Source organism: Brevundimonas sp. AVps4 (assembly GCF_058681525.1).
Genome location: NZ_CM178741.1, coordinates 343,210 through 369,374 on the forward strand (window position 1 = coordinate 343,210; position 26,165 = coordinate 369,374).

Annotated in this window: 23 protein-coding genes; 11 read left to right on the top strand and 12 right to left on the bottom strand. The window is 67.6% G+C overall.

The features are described from left to right. Positions 1-46 precede the first annotated feature (46 nt). Together ACW178_RS01710 and ACW178_RS01715 are read left to right on the top strand one after the other, a co-directional pair. Positions 47-343, top strand: coding sequence for an endonuclease domain-containing protein (locus ACW178_RS01710; RefSeq protein ID WP_287106126.1), 297 nt, complete (start codon positions 47-49; stop codon positions 341-343). A 149-nt stretch (positions 344-492) separates the two neighbouring features. Further along, entirely contained in the window at positions 493-1,932 is a 1,440-nt protein-coding gene (locus tag ACW178_RS01715; protein ID WP_287105140.1) for an IS1182 family transposase, read from the top strand. Between the two features lie 157 nt (positions 1,933-2,089). Here ACW178_RS01715 and ACW178_RS01720 read toward each other — a convergent pair whose 3' ends face one another. From ACW178_RS01720 to mutM, 3 genes are all read right to left on the bottom strand, one after another. Continuing rightward, positions 2,090-3,004 carry an alpha/beta fold hydrolase gene (locus ACW178_RS01720; protein WP_191554690.1) on the bottom strand — a complete coding sequence of 305 codons (915 nt, stop codon included), beginning with the start codon at positions 3,002-3,004 and terminating at the stop codon, positions 2,090-2,092. 53 nt (positions 3,005-3,057) lie between these two features. After that, positions 3,058-3,843, bottom strand: coding sequence for an enoyl-CoA hydratase (locus ACW178_RS01725; RefSeq protein ID WP_054764253.1), 786 nt, complete (start codon positions 3,841-3,843; stop codon positions 3,058-3,060). Positions 3,844-3,910: 67 nt separating this feature from the next. Beyond that, complete coding sequence (gene mutM, locus ACW178_RS01730) at positions 3,911-4,774, bottom strand: bifunctional DNA-formamidopyrimidine glycosylase/DNA-(apurinic or apyrimidinic site) lyase (RefSeq protein ID WP_492024803.1); 864 nt, start codon at positions 4,772-4,774, stop codon at positions 3,911-3,913. A 198-nt stretch (positions 4,775-4,972) separates the two neighbouring features. Between mutM and ACW178_RS01735 the strand changes: the two genes are divergently transcribed. Then, the gene (locus ACW178_RS01735; RefSeq protein ID WP_224762185.1) at positions 4,973-5,707 is read left to right on the top strand and encodes a phosphatase PAP2 family protein; all 735 of its coding nucleotides are present in this window, start codon (positions 4,973-4,975) and stop codon (positions 5,705-5,707) included. Positions 5,708-5,785: 78 nt separating this feature from the next. Then, complete coding sequence (locus ACW178_RS01740; protein WP_191558449.1) at positions 5,786-7,846, top strand: OPT family oligopeptide transporter; 2,061 nt, start codon at positions 5,786-5,788, stop codon at positions 7,844-7,846. 7 nt (positions 7,847-7,853) lie between these two features. Here ACW178_RS01740 and ACW178_RS01745 read toward each other — a convergent pair whose 3' ends face one another. Both ACW178_RS01745 and ubiG read right to left on the bottom strand, forming a co-directional pair. Continuing rightward, positions 7,854-8,384, bottom strand: a complete 531-nt coding sequence (locus ACW178_RS01745; RefSeq protein ID WP_191558448.1) for an AAA family ATPase — start codon at positions 8,382-8,384, stop codon at positions 7,854-7,856. Further along, positions 8,381-9,199, bottom strand: a complete 819-nt coding sequence (gene ubiG / locus ACW178_RS01750) for a bifunctional 2-polyprenyl-6-hydroxyphenol methylase/3-demethylubiquinol 3-O-methyltransferase UbiG (RefSeq protein WP_191558447.1) — start codon at positions 9,197-9,199, stop codon at positions 8,381-8,383. Before ubiG ends, ACW178_RS01745 begins: the two co-directional genes overlap by 4 nt. A 56-nt stretch (positions 9,200-9,255) precedes the next feature. Between ubiG and ACW178_RS01755 the strand changes: the two genes are divergently transcribed. The 6 genes from ACW178_RS01755 to ACW178_RS01780 all read left to right on the top strand — a co-directional run bounded on the left by ACW178_RS01755 (position 9,256) and on the right by ACW178_RS01780 (position 16,484). Next, positions 9,256-10,530 carry an aspartate kinase gene (locus tag ACW178_RS01755; protein WP_182713883.1) on the top strand — a complete coding sequence of 425 codons (1,275 nt, stop codon included), beginning with the start codon at positions 9,256-9,258 and terminating at the stop codon, positions 10,528-10,530. Between the two features lie 61 nt (positions 10,531-10,591). After that, complete coding sequence (ptsP, locus tag ACW178_RS01760) at positions 10,592-12,850, top strand: phosphoenolpyruvate--protein phosphotransferase (RefSeq protein WP_306414842.1); 2,259 nt, start codon at positions 10,592-10,594, stop codon at positions 12,848-12,850. Positions 12,851-13,034: 184 nt separating this feature from the next. Then, positions 13,035-14,156, top strand: coding sequence for a helix-turn-helix domain-containing protein (locus tag ACW178_RS01765; protein WP_191558446.1), 1,122 nt, complete (start codon positions 13,035-13,037; stop codon positions 14,154-14,156). 49 nt (positions 14,157-14,205) lie between these two features. After that, the gene (gene ispG, locus ACW178_RS01770) at positions 14,206-15,354 is read left to right on the top strand and encodes a flavodoxin-dependent (E)-4-hydroxy-3-methylbut-2-enyl-diphosphate synthase (RefSeq protein WP_191558445.1); all 1,149 of its coding nucleotides are present in this window, start codon (positions 14,206-14,208) and stop codon (positions 15,352-15,354) included. Between the two features lie 129 nt (positions 15,355-15,483). Further along, complete coding sequence (locus ACW178_RS01775; protein WP_224762184.1) at positions 15,484-15,954, top strand: PEGA domain-containing protein; 471 nt, start codon at positions 15,484-15,486, stop codon at positions 15,952-15,954. Continuing rightward, a complete protein-coding gene (locus ACW178_RS01780) occupies positions 15,951-16,484 on the top strand; it encodes a hypothetical protein (RefSeq protein ID WP_191558444.1) in 534 nt (177 codons plus the stop codon). The genes ACW178_RS01775 and ACW178_RS01780 overlap by 4 nt, the downstream gene beginning before the upstream one ends. A gap of 44 nt (positions 16,485-16,528) precedes the next feature. On the opposite strand, the gene ACW178_RS01785 is transcribed toward ACW178_RS01780, so the two are convergent. The 3 genes from ACW178_RS01785 to ACW178_RS01795 are packed head-to-tail and all read right to left on the bottom strand — an operon-like array spanning position 16,529 to position 18,498. Next, positions 16,529-17,305, bottom strand: coding sequence for a sulfite exporter TauE/SafE family protein (locus ACW178_RS01785; RefSeq protein WP_191558443.1), 777 nt, complete (start codon positions 17,303-17,305; stop codon positions 16,529-16,531). A 15-nt stretch (positions 17,306-17,320) separates the two neighbouring features. After that, positions 17,321-17,776: an RrF2 family transcriptional regulator gene (locus tag ACW178_RS01790; RefSeq protein WP_191554697.1), complete on the bottom strand. Its 456-nt coding sequence runs from the start codon at positions 17,774-17,776 to the stop codon at positions 17,321-17,323. Between the two features lie 44 nt (positions 17,777-17,820). Continuing rightward, positions 17,821-18,498 carry a response regulator gene (locus tag ACW178_RS01795; protein WP_191558442.1) on the bottom strand — a complete coding sequence of 226 codons (678 nt, stop codon included), beginning with the start codon at positions 18,496-18,498 and terminating at the stop codon, positions 17,821-17,823. A 187-nt stretch (positions 18,499-18,685) separates the two neighbouring features. On the opposite strand from ACW178_RS01795, the gene prfA reads away from it, so the two are divergent. Next, a complete protein-coding gene (gene prfA, locus ACW178_RS01800) occupies positions 18,686-19,753 on the top strand; it encodes a peptide chain release factor 1 (protein WP_182713875.1) in 1,068 nt (355 codons plus the stop codon). Between the two features lie 149 nt (positions 19,754-19,902). Here prfA and ACW178_RS01805 read toward each other — a convergent pair whose 3' ends face one another. From ACW178_RS01805 to sucD, 4 genes are all read right to left on the bottom strand, one after another. After that, positions 19,903-20,247 (bottom strand): hypothetical protein, encoded by a 345-nt coding sequence (locus ACW178_RS01805; RefSeq protein ID WP_224762183.1) that lies wholly within the window; start codon positions 20,245-20,247, stop codon positions 19,903-19,905. A gap of 225 nt (positions 20,248-20,472) precedes the next feature. Next, a complete protein-coding gene (gene odhB / locus ACW178_RS01810; protein ID WP_191558441.1) occupies positions 20,473-21,978 on the bottom strand; it encodes a 2-oxoglutarate dehydrogenase complex dihydrolipoyllysine-residue succinyltransferase in 1,506 nt (501 codons plus the stop codon). A gap of 39 nt (positions 21,979-22,017) precedes the next feature. Then, positions 22,018-25,029, bottom strand: coding sequence for a 2-oxoglutarate dehydrogenase E1 component (locus ACW178_RS01815; RefSeq protein WP_191558440.1), 3,012 nt, complete (start codon positions 25,027-25,029; stop codon positions 22,018-22,020). Positions 25,030-25,251: 222 nt separating this feature from the next. After that, complete coding sequence (gene sucD / locus ACW178_RS01820) at positions 25,252-26,154, bottom strand: succinate--CoA ligase subunit alpha (protein ID WP_054764268.1); 903 nt, start codon at positions 26,152-26,154, stop codon at positions 25,252-25,254. Positions 26,155-26,165 lie beyond the last annotated feature (11 nt).

The window sequence follows — 26,165 nt, forward strand, 5'->3', positions numbered from 1 at the left end:
TCGTCCGTCCGACATCATCGACAAGGCGCGCGATCTGCGGCGGGACATGAGCCTGCCCGAGGTACAGCTATGGCAGGCGCTGCGGGGCGAGAAATTGGGCGGGCTGAAGTTCCGCCGTCAGCATCCAATCGCCCCCTATGTGCTCGACTTCTATTGCGCGGGCACGCGATTGGCGGTCGAGATCGACGGCGAAAGTCATGAAAGGCGTGCGGCGCAGGACGCCCGCCGCGACGCCTTCCTGCTCGAGCAGGGCATACGCACCCTGCGGATTCCGGCCCGCGACGTGCTGAACGATCTTCCCGCCGTGACCGATCACATTTATCGCGAGGCCAAAGGCCAATAAGACCCTCTCCCGCTTGCGGGGGAGGTGGCCCGGCGTTCGCGCAGCGAACCAGGGTCGGAGGGGGAAGTCTTCTTTCTTGCGAGGCTGTGTAAAAACGTCTTGGTATGGAGCGAATTAGCTTAGCCTTCTGAGGTCAGCAGGAGGTGGGTATGAGCCGCTTCGTTCAGGGTGCAGATCGCCGGCAGCAGACGCTGCTTCCCGAGTGTCTTGATGACTATGTGGCCGAGGATAATCCGGTCCGGGTGGTCGATGTCTTCGTCGACGAGCTGGATCTGAAGGGGCTGGGGTTTGAGGGGATGACGCCCGCAGCGACGGGACGGCCCGCTTACCACCCGGCCATGCTGCTGAAGCTCTACGTCTACGGCTACCTGAACAAGGTGCAGTCGAGCCGGCGACTGGAGCGTGAGGCGCAGCGCAACGTCGAACTGATGTGGCTAACGGGGCGGCTGGCGCCGGACCACAAGACCATCGCCGACTTCCGCCGCGAGAATGGCCCTGCGATCCAGGCGGCCTGTGCGCAGTTCGTGGTGCTGTGCCGACAGTTGGGCCTGTTCGGATCGGCCCTCGTCGCCATCGACGGTTCGAAGTTCAAGGCGGTGAACACCCGCGACAAGAACTTCACCGCCTACAAGGTGAAGCGGCGGATCGAGCAGGTTGCCGAGCACATCGCCAGCTACCTCGAGGACCTCGATACGGCCGATCGGCACGAGGGGGATGGCGTGGAGGCACGGTCGGTGAGGCTGGTCGAGAAGATCGATCGCCTTCGCGCCCAGATGGCGATGCTGAAGGTCATGGAGGCTGAGGTCGAGGCGTCGCCGGACGGCCAGGTGTCCCTGACCGATCCCGACGCCCGCGCCATGGCGACGTCAGGCCGGGGGAGTGGCATCGTCGGCTACAACGTCCAATCCGCCGTCGAGGGCGAGCATCACCTGATCGTCGCCCACGAGGTGGTGATGACCGGCTCGGACAAGCAACAGCTGGCGAACATGGCGGGTCAGGCCAAGGAGGCCATGGGCGTGGAGAGGCTCGATGTGCTGGCGGACCGGGGCTACTTCTCCGGCGAAGAAATCCTGGCCTGTGAGGCCCTGGGCGCGACGCCCTTCGTGCCAAAGACGCTGACGTCAGGCGCAAAGGCGAATGGGCGCTTCGGCAAGCAGGACTTCGTCTATCTGCCAGATCAAGACGTCTACCGTTGCCCGGCCGGCTCCCTGCTTCCGTACCACATGACCGTCGTCGAAAGAGGCATGACGCTGCATCGGTACTGGGATCGGGCCAGTTGCACAGGCTGTAGCATCAAGGCTCAGTGCACGCCTGCGGTCGAACGAAAGGTCACGCGGTGGGAGCATGAAGCGGTGATCGATGCCCTTCAAACCCGAATGGACCTGAGGCCCAGAGCCATGCGTGAACGGCGAAGCCTGGTCGAACACCCGTTCGGCACCATTAAGGCCTGGATGGGCCACTCCCACTTCCTGATGAAGCGGTTGCCCAACGTGAAGACCGAGATCAGCCTCCACATCCTGGCCTACAATATGAAGCGGGTGATGGCGGTGATGGGAACCAGGCCGTTGATGGAGGCGATCCGGGCCTGAGCACGAGGCGTCCTGCGCTTCGTCTCAACCTCCGCCCCGCCGTCGCTCAGCACGTTTTTACACGGCCTCTTGCAGAAGCGGAACTTCCCCCATCGTCAGCCGTCTCGCTGCGCTCGACGAGCTGACACTTCCCCCGCAAGCGGGGGAAGATCTTTGCCTATCCCAGAAACTGCTCCACCGCCGCCTGGAACCGGGCCGGTTGGTCGATCATCACCTGGTGGTCGGCGCCTTCGATGCGGACGAACTGGGCCGGACGCGGCAGGGTGGAGAAGCCGTAGCGGTAAAGCCCCTCCAGCCGGTTGCGCGGATTGTTCGTATCCCGCGTCCAGCCATAGACCACCGTCACCGGGGCGGTGACGTCGCGCAGCCGAGGCCGCAGGTCTACGGTCAGGGCCTCGTACAGCCCCTGGGCCAGAACGCGCCGGTCGCCGCCTTGAAGACCCAGGCCGTCGAACACCATGTCGCCCGCCAGACCCAAGTCCCCGCCCAGGGCCGAGACCTGGCCCTTCAGCGCCTGGTCGCCGAACAGCATCAGGGCCTGATAGCCCAGGCGAGCCAAGGGCTCGACCTCGCGCGTCGTGACGCGGGAATCGACCAGGGCCGGAAAGAAGGGGGCGGAATCGACCACCATCACCCGCCCGACTCGGCCACGCATGTCCGCCGCCACGCGCAGCGCGATCTGACCGCCCAGCGAATGGCCGATCAGAGCGGGCCGGGACAGCCTCTGCTCGCGGATGTAGCGTTCGATCTCCAGCGCAGCCGGGGCGGCCAGGGCGCCGCGGGCGTTGGCGCCGATGTCCGTCTGACCAAAGCCGCGGATCGTCACCAGATGAACCCGATAGCGGCCCTCCAGCCTGTCCGCCGTCGACCGCCAGGCCGCCCCGGTCGATCCCAGGCCGGGGATGAAGATCACGTCCGGCCCCGCGCCTCGCGTCTCCACGATGATCCGATCAGAGCGGAAGGCGGGGGCCAGAGACGCTGGGGCTGGGGCTGGGGCTGGGGCTTGAGCCAAGGCGAGGCCCGGCAGGACGAGGGTCAGGATCGCAAGGAGCGAGAGCAGAAGGCGGCGCATGACGCCCTCCTAACGCCGGATCACGGCGATCGGTTGACGGTCGCGGCCTTGGATCACCGCCCCTTGAAGTCGGCTTTGCGCTTTTCGACGAAGGCGGCCATGCCCTCCTTCTGGTCGTCGAAGGCGAACAGGGAGTGGAACAGGCGACGTTCGAAACGGACGCCCTCGGTCAAGGTCGTCTCCAGGGCGACATTGACCATCTCCTTGTTCATCATCACCGCCAGGGGACTTTGCGAGGCGATCTTGGCGGCCGCCGCGCGGGCCTCGTCCAGCAGGGCCTCGGGGGCGACGACGCGGCTGACCAGGCCGGCGCGCTCGGCTTCCGCCGCATCCATCATCCGCGCGGTCAGGATCATGTCCATGGCCTTGGACTTGCCGACCAGGCGCGTCAGCCGCTGGGAGCCGCCGATGCCGGGCGCCACGCCCAGATTGATCTCGGGCTGGCCGAACTTGGCGGTCTCGGAGGCGATGATGAAGTCGCACAACATCGCCAGTTCGCAGCCGCCGCCCAGGGCATAGCCCGACACCGCCGCGATGATCGGCTTTCTGAACCGGGTGATCCGGTCATGGCCCAGGGCGAAGAAGTTGCCTTTGAACATGTCGGCGTAGGACTGGTCCGCCATCTCCTTGATGTCGGCGCCGGCGGCGAAGGCCTTGGCCGAGCCGGTGAGGATCAGGCAGCGCACGCTGTCGTCCGTCTCGACCGCATCCAGGAAGGCCGCCAGTTCGCCGAACAGGGTCGAGTTCAGGGCGTTCAGCGCCTCGGGCCGGTTCAGGGTGACGACGGCGTAACCGTCGGCGCAGCGTTCGATCAGAAGGGTGGAATAGGCATCGGCCATGTGCGGTCTCCTCTGTTGACGCCGGTCATAGAGGATCGAGGGCCGTTCGTCATGACGGCCGGCCGCCTCAGCGCTTCTGGCAGGACGGGCAGTAGAAGGTGGAGCGTCCGCCCTGGACGATCCGGGCGACCGTATCCGTGCAGCCCTCCCCCCGACAGGGCTCGCCCTCGCGGCCGTAAACGTCGAACCGATGCTGGAAATAACCCTGGCCGCCCTCGGCGTTGGCGAAGTCCTTCAGGGTCGATCCCCCGGCGGCGACGGCGTCGTTCAGCACGTCGCGAACCACCGAGGCCAGGGTCTCCAGCCGCGCCTTCGACAGCGATCCGGCCGCGACCAGGGGCGAGATCCGGGCCCGGTACAGGGCCTCGCAGACATAGATGTTGCCCAGGCCGGCGACGATCCTCTGGTCCAGCAGGGAGATCTTGACGTTCTGCGTCTTGCCCACGAAGGCCTCGGCCAGATGGGCGCCGGAAAAGCCGTTGCCCAGCGGCTCCGGCCCCAGGCCGGCGAACCAGGGATGGGTCTCGACCTGGGCGGTGGGGATCAGGCCCATGAAGCCGAACCGGCGCGCGTCGGCATAGCCGATGCGGGTCGCGACGCCGTCGCGCACGGCGCAGCCGCTGAAATGCTCATGTTTGCCGGCGATGGGCGCCGCCTCCTCGAACTCGCCCAGCTGGGCGCCGTCCAGGGTGAAACGGCCGGTCATGCCGAGATGGGTGATCCAGGTCTCGCCGGTGGACAGGGGCAGAAGCAGATATTTGGCTCGCCGGTCCACGCGTTCGACCGTCGCCCCCTCCAGCCGCTCAACGAAGCCTTCCGGGAACGGAAAGCGCAGGTCGGGCCGGTTGATCCGCACCCGCGACAGACGCGCGCCCGCCAGCACCGGCGTCAGGCCGCGCCGGACGGTTTCGACCTCGGGAAGTTCAGGCATGGGGCGCTCCTAGCCGGTCTTGGAACCTAGGCCAAGTCGATCGTCCGTGCTCGCCCCGATGTTTGGAAAACATTGTTCGTAATGACGCGGGAACGACACCGCACTCTGGCATTGGCGTCTCCAGACCAATCCGGGGGGAATGTGTCTCAGTCCGTCATCACGCCCGCGCCGCGTCTGCGCCTCTCGTCCTGGACGGACTTGAGCGCTCGCCTTCGCCTCTCGCGCGACGACGCAGCTGTTCTGGCTGCGGCGGCCGTCCTGGCGATCAGCGCCTATTTTCTGGTCTTTCCAGGCGTGGACATCGCCGTGAGCCGCTTCTTCTACCGACCTGAGGCCGGCTTCTTCCTGGCGGGCGATCCCGTGCTCAAGGCCTTGCGCAAGAGTTCCACCCTGGTCCTGGCCCTCCTGCTGCTGGGGGTGATCGGCCGCCTGATCTGGCGGGCCCTGCGCGGGCGTTCCGTCGGCGCCGCAGCGCGGCGGGCGATGTTCGCCGTCGCGGCCCTGGCCCTCGGACCGGGGCTGGTCGTCAATCTGCTGTTCAAGAGCCTTTGGGGGCGCGCTCGCCCGGTCCAGATCGACCAGTTCGGCGGCGACGCGGCCTTTACCCCGGCCTGGGTGATCAGCGACGCCTGCCAGTCCAACTGCTCCTTCGTCTCCGGCGAGGGCTCCAGCGCCGCCTGGATAGTGGGCGTCCTGCTGGTGGTCACTCCGGCGCGGTGGCGACCGGCGGTCCTGCCGCTGGGGCTCGTCTACGCCTTGGCCCTGTCGATGAACCGGCTGGCCTTCGGTGGGCATTTCCTGTCCGACATCCTGCTGTCCTGGGCCCTGACGGCCCTGGTCATGGCGGGGGTCTATCGGGTGACGGTGGCCGCCCCGGGCCTGGTTCGGCGGGCGCGCCGGCGCCTTCGCTGGAGCCAGCCCCTCCCCGCCTGAGGAGTCCGCTGAGCGTGACCAGTTGCCGCAGCGACCGTAATGGGCTTACGTCCCGGTCGAACGTGGGAACCGATCTTCATGACTGACGCCGTCGCTGCGCCCCAAACCCGAAAGGGCCGGCTTGAACTGACCCTTCGCGCCCTTGTGCTGGGCTGCCTGCTGGCGGTGATCTTCACCGCCGCCAACACCTATCTGGGCCTTCTGGTCGGCCTGACCTTCGCCTCGGCCATTCCGGCGGCGGTCATCTCCATGGCCGTGCTGCGGGCCTTCAAGACCTCGACCATCTGGGAGAATATGACGGTCCAGACCGTGGCCTCGGTCGGCGGGGCCATGAGCTCGATCATCTTCGTCCTGCCGGGCCTGGTGATGATCGGCTGGTGGCTGGAGTTTCCCTTCTGGCAGTCGGTGGCCATCTGCATCCTGGGCGGCGTCCTGGGGGTGACCTTCTCCATCCCGCTGCGCCGCGCCCTGGTGACGGGCGGCGGCCTGCCCTATCCCGAAGGCGTCGCCGCCGCCGAGGTGCTGAAGGTCGGCTCGCGCGGGGCCGAACAGACCGAGAGCGCGGTGCGCGAGAACAAGTCCGGCCTCTGGGTCGTGGTCGCTGGCGCCGTCGTCTCGGCCGGCTACGCCCTGCTGGTCGCGGGCCGCGTCTTCGCCGGCGAGGCCGCCAAGTTCTTCAAGCTTCCGGCCGCCCTGGGCGGCGGGGCCACCGGCATGGGCTTCGGCATGCAGTTCGCCCTTCTGGGCGCCGGCCACCTGATCGGCCTGACGGTCGGCCTGGCCCAGCTGTTCGGCCTGATCCTGGCCTGGGCCATCGCCGTGCCGATCCTGACCAGCCCCGAAACCGTGGCCTGGCTGACGGCGCACGGCATCCCCTCCATCGCCTCCACCCTGCCCGCCGGGACGGGCGCCGAGGAGCTGGCCGGACGGGTCTGGAGCCGCGAAGTCCGCTTCATGGGCGCCGGCGTCATCGGCGTGGCCGCCATCTGGACCTTGATCAAGCTGGCCGGTCCCCTGGTCGGCGGCCTGACCTCGGCCTTGGCCGCCAACGCCCGCCGCAATCACGGCGAGGCGCTGGAACTGACCGAACAGGATCTGCCGATCAAGCTGGTGGGCGGTATCTCGCTCGTCTGTCTGATCGGCATCGCCGGCCTTCTGGCCTGGTTCGCCCAGACCGCCCCGGCCCTGGCCGGATCGACGCCCCTGCTGGTGATCGGCGGGCTGGTGTATGTCGTCCTGATCGGTTTCGCCGTGGCCGCCATCTGCGGATACATGGCCGGCCTGATCGGCTCCTCGAACAGCCCGGTCTCGGGCGTCGGCATACTGGCCGTCGTGATCGCCTCCCTGCTGATGCTGGGCGTGATGGCGATCGCGGGCGTGCCCGCCGATCCGTCCATCATCGCCTTCGCCCTGATCGTGACCGCCGTGGTCTTCGCCGTCGCCGTCATCGCCAATGACAATCTCCAGGATCTGAAGACCGGCCAGCTGGTCGAGGCCACGCCCTGGCGCCAGCAGGTCGCCCTGATCGTCGGCGTCGGCGCCGGCGCCCTGGTCATTCCGTTGATCCTGAACCTTCTGAACCAGGCCTTCGGCTTCGAGGGCGGCCCGCCCGCCATCGTCGAGGGGGCCAGGACCCTGGCGGCGCCTCAGGCCACCCTGATCTCGGCCCTGGCGCGCGGCGTCATCGGCGGCGACCTGCGCTGGGACCTGATCGGCCTGGGCGCGGTGATCGGCGTGGTCATCATCATCCTGGACGCCGTGCTGGAGAAGGCGACCGGCAAGAAGATCAAGCTGCCGCCCCTGGCCGTCGGCATCGGCTTCTATCTGCCGGCCGCCGTCACCACCATGTTGGTCATCGGCGCCGTCTGCGGCTGGCTCTACGACAAGGCCGTGTCCAGCACCCGTTACGCCGATGTGGCGCGGCGGATGGGCGTGCTGCTGGCCTCGGGCCTGATCGTGGGCGAAAGCCTGTTCGGCGTCTTCACCGCCGGGGTCATCGTCGCCACCCGCGACGACGCGCCGTTCGCCATGCTGCCCGAGGGTTCGACCTGGCCGGCCATGCTGGCGGGGATCGTCGGCTTCGCCGTCGCCGTGGTCGGCCTGTACGCCTGGACGCGGAGCCGCGCCGCCAAGGTGTGACGGCGGCTCAGACGATCTGATCGAGAACGAAGGCGACCCGCTCAGCGACGGTCGCCTTCGGCATTTCTACGAGGCGATATCCATAGCGGGGATAAACCATGGCCATGGCCTCGTAGGTGCGCTTCGCCTCGTTGAAATCCTGACGTCGTTCGGCGTCCTGTCCAAAGATTTCGGGCCAGGGCGGAGCGATGAACACGGTCGGATGGTAGCGCAGGGTGCGCGCCGCCTCAGACATATGATCAGGGACTTGCAGACCGCACAGAGTCAGATAGCCGATGACGTCAGGGAGACCGCGATCGTGAAAGACCACACCGTCGGCCAATCGACTGCGGTCATGCGCTTCGATGTCATGCTCGAACATGCGCTGCGCGAACAGGGTGCGGTCTCGCCAAGGCAGGGCGGGACCGTTCACCGATTGTTGCCGGCGTATAATCGCCCGACCGGCCTCGGGTTCGACGCCGTAACCCAGGTTAGCCAGCGCCTCGATCAGGCTGGTCTTGCCCGAACCGGGTCCGCCCGTGATGACGACGCCGGTCATGCGTTCCGCGTCGCCACCATCATATAGTTGATCCCCGCGTCGTCGCTCTGGCTCCAGCGGTCGGTCAGCGGATCGTAATTGAGGCCGTAAGGCCCCTCGACGGTCACAGCCTCCTGAGACAGCATGGCCCGGATCTCCTGGGGCTTCAGGAACTGGCGCCAGTCGTGCGTCCCGGCCGGCACCCAGCGCAGCACATATTCCGCCGCCACCTTGCCGAGCGCCAGGGACTTCAGGGTGCGGTTCAGGGTGGCGACCATCATCACCCCGCCCGGCCGGACCAGGCGCGAACAGGCGCGCACGAAGCCTTCCGGATCGGCGACATGCTCGATCACCTCCATGGTCAGGACCACGTCGAACGGCCCCGCCTTCTCCGCCTCCATCTGTTCAACGGTCGCCGGGCGATAGGCGATGTCCAGCCCGACCATCTCGGCATGGGCGCGCGCTGTGCCGATGTTCTCGGTCGAGGCGTCGATGGCGGTGACGGTGAAGCCCATCCGCCGCATCGGCTCGGCGATCAGCCCGCCGCCGCAGCCGACGTCCAGCAGGGCCAGACCCTCGAACGGGCGGCGCGCTCGCGAATCCCGGCCCAGCCGGGCGCACAGCTGCTCGCGGATCAGCTTCAACCGCGCCGGATTGAACCGATGCAGAGGCGCGAACGGCCCGTGCGCATCCCACCATTCGGCCGCCTGGGCCGAGAAGCGGGCGACGTCGGCCGGGTCAATCGATGCGCCGAATGCGCCTTCGGGCGAATTTTGCGAAAAACCATGCCCTTCGCGGGGTAGGCGAGACGGTGCGGCGTCGCTAGAAGCGGTCATGACGCGAGGGATGGACCTTCGCGCCCTTTCACGCAAGCAGGGGGCGGAACGCCACGATGACGCGGCCCGAAACCACACGACTGGTGATGAAGTTCGGCGGCACCTCCATGGGGGACCTCGAACGCATTCGTCGCGCGGCGCGGATCGTCGCCGCAGAGGCCGCCTCGGGCAAGAAGGTGGCTGTCGTCGTCTCGGCCATGGCCGGCAAGACGAACGAGCTGGTCGCCTGGACCGACGGCGCCGGCCCGGCCGCCGCCGGCCTGCCGCTCAGCGACGACGAATATGATGTGGTGGTGGCCTCGGGCGAACAGGTGACGTCCGGCCTCCTGGCCATGACGCTGCGCAACATGGGTCTGAACGCCCGGTCCTGGATGGGCTGGCAGGTGCCGATCGTCACCGACGACGCCCACGGCCGCGCCCGGATCGTCGACATCCCCGGCGAAAAACTGGGCGCCGCCGTCGACGCCGGCGAAATCGCCGTCGTGCCCGGCTTCCAGGGCGTGACCCCCGACGGCAAGATCACCACCCTGGGCCGGGGCGGATCCGACACCTCGGCCGTCGCCGTGGCGGCCGCCCTGTCCTGCCCCTGCGACATCTACACCGACGTGGACGGGGTCTATACGACCGATCCCCGCATCGAGAGCCGCGCGCGGCGTCTGAACAAGGTCTCCTTCGAGGAGATGCTGGAAATGGCCTCTTTGGGGGCCAAGGTGCTGCAAACCCGATCGGTCGAACTCGCCATGGCCAAACAGGTGCCTGTGCGGGTTCTGTCGAGCTTCATCGAACCGGACGAGTCCGGCCAAATGCCCGACAAGGGCGGAACCCTGATCTGCGACGAGGAGGAGATCGTGGAAAAACGCATCGTGTCCGGCGTGACCATGAGCCGTGACGAGGCCCGCATCACCCTTTTGGGCCTGTCCGACCGGGTGGACGCTCCCGCAGACGTCTTCACCCGTCTGGCCGAGGCCAACGTCAATGTGGACATGATCGTCCAGAGCCAGGCCCGCACCGCCAATACGGTGAACCTGACCTTCACGACCGGCCGCCGCGACGCCGTGCGCGCCGCCGACATCATGAAGGCGGCCCAGGCCGACCTGGCTTTCGAGGAGATCCGCGTCGACGAGGACGTGGCCAAGGTCTCCGTCGTCGGGGTCGGCATGCGCAGCCACGCCGGCGTGGCCCAGACCATGTTCAAGGCCCTGGCCGACAAGGGGGTCAAGTTCCAGGCCATTTCGACCTCGGAGATCAAGATCAGCGTGCTGATCGACGCCGCCTATGCCGAACTGGCCGTGCGCGCCCTCCATTCGGCTTACGGCCTGGACGCTGTATAGGTGATTTGAACGGGCGCTGCGGCGCCGAGGCGCGGGAGCCATGATGCCGGCAGGCGGCGCGATGACCAGGGGACCACGCAACCTCCTGCGCCAGATCCGCGAGGCTCTGGGCGGGGCGGGCGCGGGCGCGACCCCGGCTCAGGACCGTCTGAACATGGTGGTGCAGATCATTGCCCGGTCGATGGTCGCCGAGGTCTGCTCCATCTATCTGCGCCGCGCCTCGGGCGAGCTGGAGCTTTTCGCGACCGAAGGTCTGAACCCCGGCGCCGTCCACAACACCCGGCTGCGCCCCGGCGAGGGTCTGGTCGGCGAAGTGGCGCGGACCGCCCAGCCGATCAGTCTGTCGGACGCCCCGTCGCATCCGGCCTTCTCCTATCGTCCGGAAACGGGCGAAGACCCCTATCACGCCTTCCTGGGCGCCCCGCTGCTGCGCGGCGGCCGCGCCATTGGCGTGCTGGTGGTGCAGAACCGCACCGAGCGGCGCTATGACGAGGACGAGGTCGAGGACATCCAGACCATAGCCATGGTCCTGGCCGAAACCGTCTCCTCGGGCGAACTGCTGGACCAGGAGGAGCTGCGCGACGTCGAACTGGCGCCGCACCGGCCGGAACGGCTGAAAGGCCAGAAGTTCGGCGATGGCCTGGCGTTCGGCCATGTGGTGCTGCACGAAGCGCCCCTGCCGCCGGAAAAACTGCTGGCGGAGGACCCCGGTCTGGAGGAGGCCCGGCTGAAGCTGGCGCTGGCCTCGCTGAAGACCGGTCTGGACGCCATGCTGGACAAGGGTCAGGGCCTGGCCGGGCCGTCGTTCGAGGTGCTGGAGACCTATCGGATGTTCGCCGACGATCGGGGCTGGAACCGGTCGCTGGAAGAGGCGGTGAGGAACGGCCTGACCGCAGAGGCGGCGGTGGACCGGGTCAGGAACGAACACCGCGCCCGCTTCGCCCAGGCGCGCGACCCCTATATCCGCGAGCGGCTGCACGACTTCGAAGACCTGGCCAACCGGCTGCTGCGGGTGCTGGCGGGCGACAAGCCCGGCGAGCGCGAACTGCCCGACGACGCCATAGTGGTGGCGCGCAACCTGGGTCCGGCTGATCTGCTGGAATATCCGCGCGACAAGCTGAAGGGCCTGCTGCTCGAAGAGGGATCGGCGGCCAGCCACGCCGCCATCGTGGCCCGCGCGCTGCAGATTCCCTGCGTCGGTCGTCTGATGGGACTGCGCGACCGGCTGTCGGAAGGCGATATGGTCATCGCCGACGGCGAGACCGGCGAGGCCTATCTGCGCCCTCGCCCCGACATGATCGAGGCGGTCCAGTCGCGGATGGCCGTGCGCGACCAGCGCCGGGCCCAGTTCGCCCAGCTGCGCGACACCCCAGCCGTGACCCTGGACGGCCAGCGGATCAGCCTTCTGACCAACGCCGGCCTGGCGGTGGATCTGGAGAATCTGAACGAGACGGGGGCGGAAGGCATCGGCCTGTTCCGCACCGAATTCCAGTTCATGGTCTCGGACGAACTGCCCCGGCTGGACGCCCAGACGGCCCTTTACAAGCTGGTGCTGGACGCGGCCGGCGACCGGCCCGTCACCTTCCGCACCCTGGACATCGGCGGCGACAAGGTCCTGCCCTATCTGGAGGCCGAGCGGGAGGAGAACCCCGCCCTGGGCCGACGCGCCATCCGCCTGGGCCTGGACCGGCCGTCCCTGCTGCGGATGCAACTTCGGGCCCTGCTGACGGCGGCGGCGGGCCGCGAACTGCGCGTCATGTTCCCGATGATCGCGACGGTGGACGAGTTCCGGGCCGCGCGCGAACTGGTCGACGTCGAATGCGCCTGGGCTCGGCGGCGCGGCCGCGCCCTGCCCGCCCTGTTGCGCGTCGGCGCCATGGTCGAATGCCCGTCCCTGCTGTGGCATTTGGACGCGCTTCTGCCCCTGACCGACTTCGTCTCGATCGGCACCAACGACCTGTTCCAGTACATGTACGCCGCCGACCGGACCAATCCCCTGGTGTCGGACCGCTACGACCCTCTGTCGCCGCCCACCTTGCGTGCGCTCCAGACCATCCAGAAGGCGTGCGCCGACACCGGCACCCCGGTCTCGATCTGCGGCGAGCTGGCGGGCCGGCCGCTGGAGGCCTTCGCCCTGATCACCCTGGGCTTCACCCGCCTGTCGGCGCCTGCGGGCGGGGTCGGGCCGGTCAAACGGATGATCCTGTCGGCCGATCTGACGGCCGCACGGCGCGGCCTGAACAATCTGCTGAACCTCTCCACCGGTTCGATCCGCAACGAGATCGAATCCCTGGCCCGGAAGTTGAACGTCGCCGCCTGAGGATTGGCGCGCGCATCCCGATTCGGGAAACGCCGTTGATGGGGCTGACGATATGGTTTATCCACAGAACGCATGGGGTCCGCCGAAGGGGAGAGGCGCGTCCCGTCGCGAAGACATGCTACCGGACGGGTCCGTTGCGAGTACGGGGCGGCTCTCTGTCGTTCCGAGTGTGGGGTCAGGCGTCATGGCGCTGGATGCGGGGAACGCCCCCGAAGAGTTCAAGGCTCATCCGGACTGGAAGGACCTCGCGCCCTCCATCACCGAGGCCGCGACTCTGGGCGACGGCCTGCGCCGCGCCCGCGAACAGTCGGGAAAGTCCCTGGCCGATCTCTCCGCCGAAACCAAGGTCCATACCCGCTTCCTGATCGCTCTGGAGCAGAACGACTGGTCGTCCCTGCCCTCGCGCGTCTTCGCCATCGGCTATGTGCGGGGCTATGCGGCGGCCCTGGGGCTGGACGAACAGCTGGCCGTGGAGCGGTTCAAGCGCGAAAGCCCGGACACCTCCGCCCCGTTGAAGGCGCCGATCGGCATCGCCTTTGAGGACGTCAAACGCTATTCGCCGCGGATCATCGGCCTCGTCGCCATAGTGGCCGTCGCCCTGATCGGCTGGAACGTGTTTCAGCGCCTCAACATCCACCAGGAGGTCCGCCCGTCCGACATCGCCGCCGTGCCGGAAAGCTGGCGGCTGGGCGAGGTGCCCGGCCAGGCCGCCCCGATCGCGCTGGGCGCCCCCAGGGCTGCGCCGCCGGACCAGACGACGCCCGCCCTCTATGTCACGCCCGGCCTTGAGGCCCAGCTGACCGGGATCGATCCGAACGATCCGGCGGTGATCGCGGCGGCCCAGGCGGCGGACGCCGCCCCGGTTCAGAAGGCGTTCAATCCGCGCGGCGCCGTCTACGGCGCCCCGGCCACCGCCTCTCAGGTGGTCATTCAGGCCAAGAAGGCCGGCGCGCTGGTGGTTAGGCTGGGCGGGGGTCAGGCCCTGTTCGCCCGGCAGATGGCGCCGGGAGAGGCCTGGCGCGCCCCCATGGGCGTCAGCGCCACGATCGACGTGTCTGATCCAGCCGCCTTCGACGTCTATCTGAACGGCGAGCATAGCGGCGTCCTGCCCGCCCTTCTGACCCCGTTGACCCAGCTGAACAGCCGCGCCGAACAGGCGGCCCGGCAGGTGGCGGAGGAGCAGGCGCGCCGTCAGGCCCAGCTTCAGGCCGAACGCTCGGCTCAGTTTCTGCGCACTCAGGACGCCGCGCCGCCCGTTGACGCGGCCGCCAATCCCGGCGTCGGCGCCGCCGTGACGGCGAACTGATCGTCACGCCGGTGGTCGCAAAGCCGCAAAGCGCCTATATGGGCCGGAGATGAGCGACCACACTTCAGAACTCGGCCACGTCCGTCCCTGGCGCCATATCGAACGGCGCAAGAGCCGTCAGATCCGCGTCGGCTCCGTCCTGGTCGGCGGCGACGCCCCGATCAGCGTCCAGTCTATGACCAATACGCCGACGTCCGACGCGGCGGCGACGATCGATCAGATCCGCCAGCTGGAAGAGGCCGGCGCCGACATCGTTCGCGTCTCCTGCCCCGACGTCGAATCGACCCAGGCGTTTCGCACCATCGTTCGCGAGGCCAAGGTTCCCTTGGTCGCCGACATCCATTTCCACTACAAGCGCGGCATTGAGGCGGCCGAGGCGGGCGCCGCCTGCCTGCGGATCAATCCGGGCAATATCGGCAGCCCCGACCGGGTCCGCGACGTCATCCAGGCCGCCAAGGACCACGGCTGTTCGATGCGGATCGGCGTCAACGCCGGCTCCCTGGAAAAGGAGCTGCTGGACAAGTACGGCGAGCCCTGCCCCGACGCCATGGTCGAAAGCGCCCTGAACCACGCCCGCATCCTGCAGGACCACGACTTTCACGAGTTCAAGATCTCGGTAAAGGCGTCGGATCCCTTCCTGACCGTCGCCGCCTATCAGCAGCTGGCGGACGCCATCGACTGCCCCCTGCACCTGGGCGTGACCGAGGCGGGGCCGCTGCGTACAGGGACGATCAAGTCGTCCATCGGCCTGGGCTCCATGCTGTGGGCGGGCATCGGCGACACCATCCGCGTCTCTCTGGCCGCCGATCCAGTCGAGGAGATCAAGGTCGGCTTCGACATCCTGAAGTCGCTGGGTCTGCGTCACCGAGGCGTCAACATCATCGCCTGCCCGTCCTGCGCCCGTCAGGGCTTCAACGTCATCGAGACGGTCGGCCTGCTGGAGGAGAAGCTGGCCCATATCTCGACGCCGATGAGCCTGTCGGTCATCGGCTGCGTCGTGAACGGCCCGGGCGAAGCCCTCTATACCGACATCGGCTTCACCGGCGGCGGCAAGGGCGCGGGCATGGTCTATCTGAACGGCAAGATCGCCCACAAACAGGCCAATGAGGGCATGATCGACCATATCGTGGAGCTGGTGGAACAAAAGGCCGCCGAGCTGGAGGCGGCGCGGGCGGCGGAGCTTCAGGCGGCTGAATAGGTCGCGCGCCCTCCAGTTGTGTCATTTTGGATAAATTTGACGCCGCTTCATTGACGGCTCGGATCCCAAGTGCAACCTAGGCCGTAAGTCCGCCTGGGGAGGGCGGGCTGCAATCCATTGAGGGGCTTCATGAAATTCCGTAATCCCGCGCACATGGGCGTGCGCGCGCTCGCGCTTGTCGGCGTGGCGCTGTCTTTGCCGGCCTGCGCTACCGTGACGCGCGGCTCGAGCCAACAATTCACCGTCCAAAGCACGCCGCCGGGCGCGCAGGTCAGCACCTCGAACGGCTTCGAATGCCAGGCTACGCCCTGCACCTTCCGCATGCCGCGCAAGGATGCATTCCGCATCACCGTGTCCAAGGACGGCTATGTTTCGCAGACCCATGACATCACCAGCAGCGTGTCAGGCGCCGGCGGCACGGCCATGGCGGGCAACATCCTGATCGGGGGCCTGATCGGCGGGGCGATCGACGCCACCTCGGGCGCCATGAATGATCTGAAGCCCAATCCGCTGATCGTCACCCTGCGCACCCCGGCCGAAGAAGCCGCCGCACGCGCCGCCGCGCCCGCCGCAGGCGCCCAGGCGGCGACCCAACAATGATGTTGCGTCGTCTCGCCATGGCCGGCTGCGCGGCCGGGTTCTTAGGCGTAGCCGCCTGCGCCAGTCCGTCCAACCCCGCCATGATGACCCTGCCGGCCACCGCCGGTCTGACCGCCTCTTCAGGCGATCTGGGCTATCGCTCGGTGACGACCGTGACCGTTTCCGGCGGTCAGGCCACCAATCCGATGTGGACGTCCCAAGTTTCCAACGCCGACTTCAAGACGGCGCTGGAGAATTCCCTAGCCGCCGCCGGCTACATGGGAAGCGAAGGGCCGCCCATGATGGTCGCGGCCTCTCTGATCGACCTGAAGCAGCCCCTGGCGGGCTTCGACATGTCGGTGACGAGCCAGGTCCGCTACACGGTGTCCCAAGCAGACCGCACCGTCTTCGATGAAACGGTGGCCGCCACCGGGACGGCGACCATGGGCCAGGCCTTCATGGGGGTCGAACGTCTGCGGATGGCGAACGAGGCGTCCATTCGCGAAAACATCAAGGCCTTTCTGACCCGCTTCCGCGCCCGCGCGCATTAAGCCGCCTTTCGGCGACGGCGGCCCGCCGTCGTCGCCGCTTCGCCTCAGATGACCTTGAACAGCCTCAGCGCCTGATAGCCCGCCGAAAGCAGCACCACCGCCCCGACCCCATAGGTCAGCACCCGACGCGGCGCGATTCGGGCGATGACGCCGGCGAAGGGCGCAGCGATCAGCCCGCCCAGGATCAGGCCCAGCACCGCCATGGCGTGGGTGGCGACGCCCTCGGCCTGGTCCCAGTGGCCCGTCAGCAGGGCCGCCAGGAAGGTGGCGGAAATGGCGGAGGTGACGAAGAACTCGGCCGTATTGGTAGTGCCGATCGAGGCGCGCGGGTCTTGACCCGAGCCCACCAGGGTCGTCGTGACCGTCGGCCCCCAGCCGCCGCCGCCAATGGCGTCGAAGAAGCCCCCGACCACCCCCAGGGGACCGGCCAGTCTCAACGGAAACAGCCGCGCGCGGGTCTGGCGGGTGGCGCGCCAGATGATCACCGCGCCCATGATCGCCAGATAGGCGGTGACCCAGGGCTTGATCAGGTCGCCGTCGATGCTGGTGAGGACGAAGGCGCCCAGGCCGCCGCCGACCACCCCGCCCAGGGCCAGGGGGGCGAACAGCTTCCAGTTCACATTCTTGTTCACCGTGTGCGACCCCGCAGACGCAGCCGTGGTGAAGACTTCTGCGGCATGAACGCTCGCCGACGCCGTCGCGGGCGGCACGCCGAACGACAGCAGGACCGTGGAGGAGATCACCCCATAGGCCATGCCCAGGGCGCCATCGACGACCTGGGCCAAGAACCCGACGCACAGAAACAGCAGGAAGTCTTGCATGGCCCCTCCAGAGGGTCACGAGGTTGGGGCTTTATCTCCTACTGGGTCAATAGGAGAAAACTTCGCTGCGGCTTGCAGAAGGGTTCGCGTCTCGAATACGGCGGCCACTGCGTCCCGACCGTCCTGCAAGACCGAACGCAAAGGGCAGGTGTCCACATCGGGGCAGGTTTCGCAAGGACCGAAGGCGGTGCGGGAGGCACAGGGGGCGAGCGCCAAAGGCCCTTCCAGCGCCCGGATCACGTCGGCGAAGCTGATGCGGTCGGCCGGCGCCGCCAAGGCGTAGCCGCCGGTTCGCCCGCGTTTGGACACCAGCAGATGCCGCCGACGCAGGTCCAGCAATATCGCCTCCAGGAACTTCCGCGGCGCGGCGGCGGCCTCGGCGATCTCACCGATGGTGGCGGGTCCCCCGCCCGGCAGGCCGGCGAGATGCACCATGGCGCGGAGGGCGTAGCGGGATCGGTTCGACAGCATGCCATCTGATCGCCCGCCCACCGGCCGGACGCAAGCGCCCGCCGTCAGTCCTCGCGTCGCCTACCGGCCAGGGCCGCCAGAATCTGCGCCCCCGTATAGGGTTTGAACACGACAGTCTCGGCCGGATCGGCGCGGCGGACCGCCTCGACGTCACCCGACGTCAGCACCACCCGCATGTCCCAGCGCCGTTTCAATCGCTCCGCCAGTCCCCTTCCCGTCGCCCCGTCCGACAGATTGACGTCCAACAGGGCGGCGTCGATGGCGTACAGCGCCGCGGCCGCCTCAGCCGGCGCCGCGCTGTGGAACGGCCCGACCACCCTGTGCCCGGCCTCGGTCAGAAGCTCGGTCAAGGCGGCTGCGGCGTCTGGATCGTCTTCAACGACCAGCACCGTCAGGGGGCCTGTTTCGACGGGGGCTGGGGTCTGGGTCGGCGCAGGGGCCGGTTCGGCGACCGGTTGGTCCGACGCCCGCCCCACCGTCCGGCTGATGACGGCGCGCAGATCGCGCCAGACCATGGCGGCGGTACGGTCGACGGCCAGGCCGTATCGAACCGCCAGGGCATCCAGTTCGCGCCTGCGGCTCGGCGACAGATCGCCCCCTCGCTCCGCCAGGCGCCGGTCGTAGAGGCGGCAGAGTTCCTCCACGTCATGATCGACCGGCGGTTCCGCCGACCGGATGGGGTAGGGGGTTTCAGAAGCGCGATGGGGCAGGCGGTCGAACATGGCGTCCTTCTCACAGCGTCGGCGACTCCACGGCCAGCTAAACCCGGACCATGACGTTCGCCACCGCGGCTGACGCCATCGTTATCATAGTTCACGAACCCGGCGCCGGGCGGCGTTGCGATGATCGACATCGCCCCCCCAGGCGGGCTAAGGACGGCCCCTCTCATTGTCCCAGGATGGTTCCGCCTTGCGTCTGCCCCAGGCCCGTCTCGATCAGGTGCTCGACCGTTTCCACGAGGTGGAGGCCCGGATGGGGGCGGCGACCGACGGAGCCGAGATCGTCCGTCTGTCCAAGGAACACGCCGAGCTGAAGCCGGTCGCCGACGCGGTCCAGGGCCTGGCCCGGCTGCGCGCCGAAATGGCCGATCTGGAGGCGATGGCGTCCGACCCCGAAATGGCCGCCATGGCCCAGGAGGAGCTGCGCGCCCTGACCGAGCGGCTGCCGCAGTTGGAGCGCGACGTGGCCCTGCTGCTGGCCCCGCGCGACGCCGATGAAAACGCCTCGGCCGTGCTGGAGGTCCGCGCCGGCACCGGCGGAGACGAGGCGGCCCTGTTCGCCGGCGACCTGTTCCGCATGTATTCGCGCTATGCCTCCACCCGGGGCTGGCGGGTCGAGGTCGACAGCGTCTCCGAGGGCGACGCCGGCGGCTACAAGGAAATCGTCGCCACCGTCACCGGCGAAGGCGTCTTCGGCCGACTGAAGTTCGAGAGCGGCGTCCACCGGGTCCAGCGCGTGCCGACCACCGAGGCCGGCGGCCGCATCCACACCTCGGCCGCCACCGTCGCCGTCCTGCCCGAGGTCGAGGATGTCGAGATCGAGATCCGCGACCAGGACATCCGCATCGACACCTTCCGCAGCTCGGGCGCGGGGGGTCAGCACGTCAACAAGACCGACTCGGCCGTGCGGATCACCCACCTGCCGACCGGCATCGTCGTCACCTCGTCCGAAAAGTCCCAGCACGTGAACCGGGACAAGGCGATGAAGAACCTGCGGGTCCGCCTGTACGACATGCAGCGCCAGGCCAAGGATCTGGCCCGCGCCGACTCGCGCAAGTCCCAGGTGGGGTCTGGCGACCGGTCCGAACGGATCCGCACCTACAACTTCCCGCAAGGGCGGGTGACCGACCACCGCATCGGCCTGACCCTGCACAGCCTGCCCCAGGTGTTGGAGGGCGACATCGACCCCCTGCTGGACGCCCTGATCGCCGAGGACCAGGCCGCCCGCCTGGCCGATCTGGAGGCCGAGTTCGGCTAGGCCTGGTTTTCGCCTGGGTCCGCGTCGTCCGCGCCTCCCCTTGGCGTGGGATCGGGCTCGGTTTCTTTAACGATGATCGTGTGCGACCCTGCCGGGACCTTGCCGCCCTTGCCAAACTGTCGTCGCAGCCACGTCCAGGCCGCCCCTATTCAGCCCAGCACGCCGACCGTGGGGAGCCAAAGGACGATCCCGGTGGCGGCGGTGTAGCCGGTAAAGGCGTGGACTGACTGGCGGCGTCCGCTGACGGCCTCAGGCTCCCCGATACGAGAGACATGATCGGTCCAGAGCAGGTACAGCGCCTGGACCGTCCATCCCGCCATGAAGGCGACGACAGCCCAGCCGCTGAGGGCCGCCAGGGCTGCGCCAGAAAGCATGACCAGCACACCGGCCAGAACAATCACGCTATCGCCGAACTGCTCGGCGACGGGGATGGCGACCAGGTCCGACAAGGCCCTTTGCAGACGCCAGTTGAGCCAGGCCTGATACAGAAGCATCAGACCGCCCAAGACGTAGAACACCCCTATCGCGCGCGCCGCCCATTCCATGGCGAGAATAGGGCGCGCCTTTTGGGCGGTTTGTCAGTGCGGAAGAACCCGTAGTCACGCAATGACTCCACCTCTGACGTCGCCAAGACACAAACGTCGATATTCGACACTACGGGCTCGGCCCGACATCAGGCCCAACAAAAAAGGCGGCGAAATCGCCGCCTTTTCAGTTTCTTACAGGTCCAGCAGGGCCCGCTGCGGGTCTTCCAGCAGCTCCTTGATCCGGACCAGGAAGGTCACGGCCTCCTTGCCGTCGACGATGCGGTGGTCATAGCTGAGGGCCAGATACATCATCGGCCGGATCTTGACCTCGCCGTTGATGGCCATCGGACGCTGGACGATGTTGTGCATGCCCAGGATGCCGGACTGCGGCGCGTTCAGGATCGGGGTCGACATCAGCGACCCATAGGTGCCGCCGTTGGTGATGGTGAAGGTGCCGCCCTGCAGCTGGTCCATGGTCAGGGCGCCGTCGCGGGCGGCCTTGCCCAGGGCGCCGATGCCCTTTTCAATGCCGGCCAGGCTCAGGGTGTCGGCGTCGCGCAGCACCGGAACCACCAGACCCTTGTCGGTGCCGACGGCGACGCCGATGTCATAGTGGTTCTTGTAGATGATGTCCGTGCCGTCGATCTCGGCGTTGACGGCCGGGATTTCCTGAAGCGCGGCGACCACCGCCTTGGTGAAGAAGGACATGAAGCCCAGCTTCACCCCGTGGCGCTTTTCGAACACCTCTTTGTATTGGGCGCGCAGGGCCATGACGTTGGTCATGTCCACCTCGTTGAAGGTGGTCAGCTGGGCGGCCGTATTCTGGGATTCCTTCAGGCGACGGGCGATGGTCTGACGCAGGCGCGTCATCTTCACCCGCTCCTCGCGCGGGGCCAGAGCGCGCGGGGCCGAAGGTGCGGCGGCCGGCGCCGGAGCGGCCGCAGCGGCCCCGATCGCGGCGATGGCGTCGCCCTTGGTGATATTGCCCTTGGGTCCGGTGGCGGAAATCGCCTTGGGATCCAGGTTGTTTTCAGCGACCACGCGCTGGACGGCCGGCGACAGAGTCTCGTTCTTCGACACCTGGGCCGAACCGGAGTTGGCGGGAGCGGCCGCAGGCGCCGGGGCGGCGGCGGGCGCGGCCGCAGCAGCGCCGGAACCCGACACCGAACCGATCTTCTGGCCCGGCGTGACGGTCGCGCCTTCGTCGGCGGCGATGGTCAGGACGCCGTCCGCCGGGGCCGACACCTCGACCGCGACCTTGTCGGTCTCGATCTCGACCAGCAGTTCATCCTTCTTGACCGCCTCGCCGCTCTTCTTGAGCCACTTGCCCATCGAGCCCTCGGCGACGCTTTCGCCCATCACCGGCACGGTGATGTCGATGCTGGAAGCGGCGGCGGCTGCAGCCGCCTTGGCCTCGCCCTTGGCGGCCTTGGCGGGGGCAGCGGCCGGGGCGGCGGCCGCGCCGCCTTCGGTCACCGAACCCAGGACCGTGCCGGGCGCCACGGTGTCGCCCTCGGCGGCGTTGATGGCGCCCAAGACGCCGTCGGCCGGAGCCACGACTTCCAGAGAGACCTTGTCGGTCTCCAGTTCGACGAGCAGTTCGTCCTTCTTGACCGCGTCGCCGACCTTCTTGGTCCATTTCGCGATGGTGGCTTCGGTGACGGATTCACCGAGGGCGGGGGTCAGGATGTCGGCCATGTCGGGTCCAGCTGTCTCTAGGTCTGTCTTAAACGCTTATCAGGCGAAGGCTTCGTTGGTGAAGGCCTCGAGCTCCTTCAGGTGGCGGCTCATCAGGCCGGCGGCCGTGGAGGCCGAGCCGGGACGGCCGACATAGCGGGCGCGCTTGGCCGCGACGTCCAGCTTGTCCAGCGTCAGCTCCAGCCACGGATCGACGAAGGTCCAGCCGCCCATGTTCTTCGGCTCTTCCTGGCACCAGACCAGCTCGGCCTTCGGGAAGCGGGCCAGTTCCTTGCGCAGCGACTGGATCGGCCACGGATAGAACTGTTCCAGACGCAGAATGTAGACGTCGTCCACCGCCTGGCCTTCCTTCATCTTCTTCTCGCGCACGTCCAGCAGGTCGTAATAGACCTTGCCCGAGCACAGGATCACGCGGCGGATGTCCTTGTCCGCCTTGATCTTGATCCCGGCGACCTCGGGGCGGGTCTGGGCGTCGTCGTGCAGCACGCGGTGGAAGGACGAACCCTCGGCCAGGTCGCGCAGCGGCGAGACCGCCTTCTTGTGCCGCAGCAGCGACTTGGGCGTCATCAGGATCAGCGGCTTGCGGAACGGCCGGTGCATCTGGCGACGCAGGATGTGGAAATAGTTGGCCGGGGTCGTGCAGTTGGCGACCTGGATATTGTCCTCGGCGCAGGCCTGGAGGAAGCGCTCCAGGCGGGCGGAGGAGTGTTCCGGCCCCTGGCCTTCATAGCCGTGCGGCAGCAGCATGGTCAGGCCGCTCATCCGCAGCCACTTGCGTTCCCCGGAGGTGATGAACTGGTCGATCACCACCTGGGCGCCGTTCACGAAGTCGCCGAACTGGCCTTCCCACAGCACCAGGGTGTTCGGGTCGGCCAGCGAATAGCCGTACTCGAAGCCCAGCACCGCCTCTTCCGACAGGGCCGAGTCGATGACCTCGAAATTGGCCTGGCCTTCACGCAGATTGTTCAGCGGCATGTACCGCTCTTCGGTCGTCTGGTCGATGATGCCCGAGTGGCGCTGGGAGAAGGTGCCGCGCACCGAATCCTGTCCGGACAGGCGCACGGGGAAGCCCTCGTCCACCAGTGAGGCGAAGGCCAGGCTCTCGGCCGTGGCCCAGTCCAGGCCCTCGCCGGTCGAGACCGCTTCGCGGCGAGCCTCGATGACCCGCTTCAGCGTCTTGTGCATGTCGACGCTGTTCGGAATGGTGGTCAGGCGCGCGCCCAGGTCCTGAAGCTTGGCCAGGGGCACCGCCGTATCGCCGCGCAGCTCTTCCTTGGCGGCGCCCATGCCCTTCCACTGGCCGTCCAGCCAGTCGGCCTTGTCCGCCTTGAAGGTCTTGCCCGCCTCGAACTGTTCGTCGAGGAATTTCTCGAACCGCTCGATCTCGGCGTCGACCTCGGCCTGGGAGATCACGCCTTCAGCGATCAGGCGCTGGGAATAGAGTTCGCGCGTCGAGGGCTGGGCGCGGATCTTCGAATACATCAGCGGCTGGGTGAAGGTCGGATCGTCGCCTTCGTTGTGGCCGAACCGGCGATAGCAGAACATGTCCACCACCGCGTCCTTGTGGAACTTCTGACGATATTCCGTCGCCACCTTGGCGGCGAAGACGACCGCTTCCGGATCGTCGCCGTTCACGTGGAAGATCGGCGCCTGGACCATCAGGGCGACGTCCGACGGATAGGGCGACGAGCGCGAGTTCCGCGGGCTGGTGGTGAAGCCGATCTGGTTGTTGATGACGAAATGCAGGGTGCCGCCGGTGCGGTAACCCTTCAGCCCCATCAGGGCGAAACATTCGGCCACCACGCCCTGGCCGGCGAAGGCGGCGTCGCCGTGGATCAGCAGGGGTACGACCTTGGAGCGGTCCAGAGCCCATTCGGCCTCGGGCTTGCCGGCGTTGGCCTCTCGGATGTCGAAGGCCTGTTTGGCGCGCGCCTTGCCCAGGACGACCGGGTTGACGATTTCGAGGTGGGACGGGTTGGCGGTCAACGACAGGTGGACGTGGTTGCCGTCGAACTCTCGGTTCGAAGAGGCGCCCATGTGATATTTGACGTCGCCCGAGCCTTCGATGTCGCTGGGCACGGCCGAGCCGCCCTGGAACTCGTGGAAGATGACCTTGTAGGGCTTGCCCATGACGGCGGCCAGCACGTTCAGGCGGCCGCGGTGGGCCATGCCCAGCACCACCTCGTCGACGCCCAGATTGCCGCCGCGCTTGATCACCTGCTCCAGGGCCGGGACCATGGCCTCGCCGCCGTCCAGGCCGAACCGCTTGGTGCCGGGGAAACGCTTGTGCAGGAAGCGCTCGAAGCCCTCGGCCTCGATCAGCTTGTTCAGGATGGCCAGCTTGCCTTCCTTGGTGAAGGCGTTCTGCTCGAACTTGTCCGGCCCCTCGAACCGCTGCTGAAGCCAGGCCTTCTCCTCCGGCTCGGCGATATGCATGTACTGGATGCCGATATTGCCGCAGTAGGTGCGCTTCAGAATGTCCAGCACTTGGCGGATGGTGCCGGTCTGCAGGCCCAGGACGCCGTCCAGGAAGATCGGCCGATCCAGGTCGGCGCCGCTGAAGCCGTAGAATTCCGGCGTCAATTCAGGATTTTCGACCGGCTGTTCGATGCCCAGGGGGTCCAGATTGGCCTGGAGGTGGCCGCGCACGCGATAGCTGCGGATCAGCATCAGGGCGCGGATGGAATCGTGGGCGGCGGCGCGGATCGCCTCGGGCGAGGCTTCCGTCGGCGCGGCTTTGGAGGCTGCGGGCGCCGGGGCGCCGGGCTTCTTGGGATCAGGCTTAGGCGCCGGCCAGCGGCCGTCGAAGACGGCGGTCGCCTCGGTCGGCTCGGCGACGGCGGCGCGGCCCCAGCCGCCGGCCTCGGCCGAGGCCTTCACGGCGGCGGCGTTGTCGCGCAACTGGTCGAAGAAGGCCTTCCATTCCGCCGAGACCGAGCCGGGATCATTGGCCCATTTCTCGTGCAGCTCCTCGATATAGGCCGCGTTGGACCCGTAGAGGAAGGAGGTCTCGGCAAAGACCTGGTTCAGCCGACCCGCATCGTCCGCCATTGTTCTCGTCTATTCCCTGGCCCCCGCGGACACATCTCCGTGAGGGGCGCGCCCGTCATATAGGCCCGCTTTCCTTATGGGTCATGACCGAAACGGGGCAATTCGGTGAGAAATTGGTCGCATGCCGAAAGAAAAACGCCCCCGGCCGAAGCCGAGGGCGTCCAATCCTGCCGAGACCGGCATTTTTGATGCGTGAGGCGATGCCTACGCCGCTTACGGGTCTCAGCCCTTCAGCACTTCCACCAGGGTCTTGCCCAGACGGGCCGGCGATTGCGACATGCGGATGCCGGCGGCCTCCATCGCCGCGATCTTGGATTCCGCATCGCCCTTGCCGCCCGAGACGACGGCGCCGGCGTGGCCCATGGTGCGGCCCTTGGGCGCCGTGCGACCGGCGATGAAGCCGGCCATCGGCTTCTTGCGGCCCTTCTTGGCCTCGTCGATCAGGAACTGGGCGGCGTCTTCTTCCGCCCCGCCGCCGATTTCACCGATCATGATGATCGAGGTGGTTTCGGGATCGGCCAGGAACATCTCCAGCACGTCGATGAACTCGGTGCCCTTGACCGGGTCGCCGCCGATGCCCACGGCCGTGGTCTGACCCAGGCCCTCATTGGTGGTCTGGAACACGGCCTCATAGGTCAGGGTGCCCGAACGCGACACGATGCCGACCGAGCCCTTCTTGAAGATATTGCCCGGCATGATGCCGATCTTGCACTCGTCCGGCGTCAGGACGCCCGGGCAGTTCGGGCCCAAGAGGCGCGAGTTGGAGCCTTCCAGCCGGCGCTTGACCTTGACCATGTCCATCACCGGAATGCCCTCGGTGATGCAGGTGATGAAGGGGATTTCGGCGTCGATGGCTTCGATGATGGCGGCGGCGGCGCCTGACGGCGGGACATAGATGACCGAGGCGTCGGCGCCCGTGGCGTCCTTGGCTTCGGCGACCGAGGCGTAGATCGGCAGGGTTTCGCCGTGTGAACCGGTCCAGTTCGTGCCGCCCTTGGTCGGGTGGACGCCGGCGACCATCTGGGTGCCGTGATAGGCCAGGGCCTGTTCGGTGTGGAAGCCGCCGGTCTTGCCGGTCAGGCCCTGGACGATGATCTTGGTGTCTTTGTTGACGAGGATGGACATGGGGTCTCGCT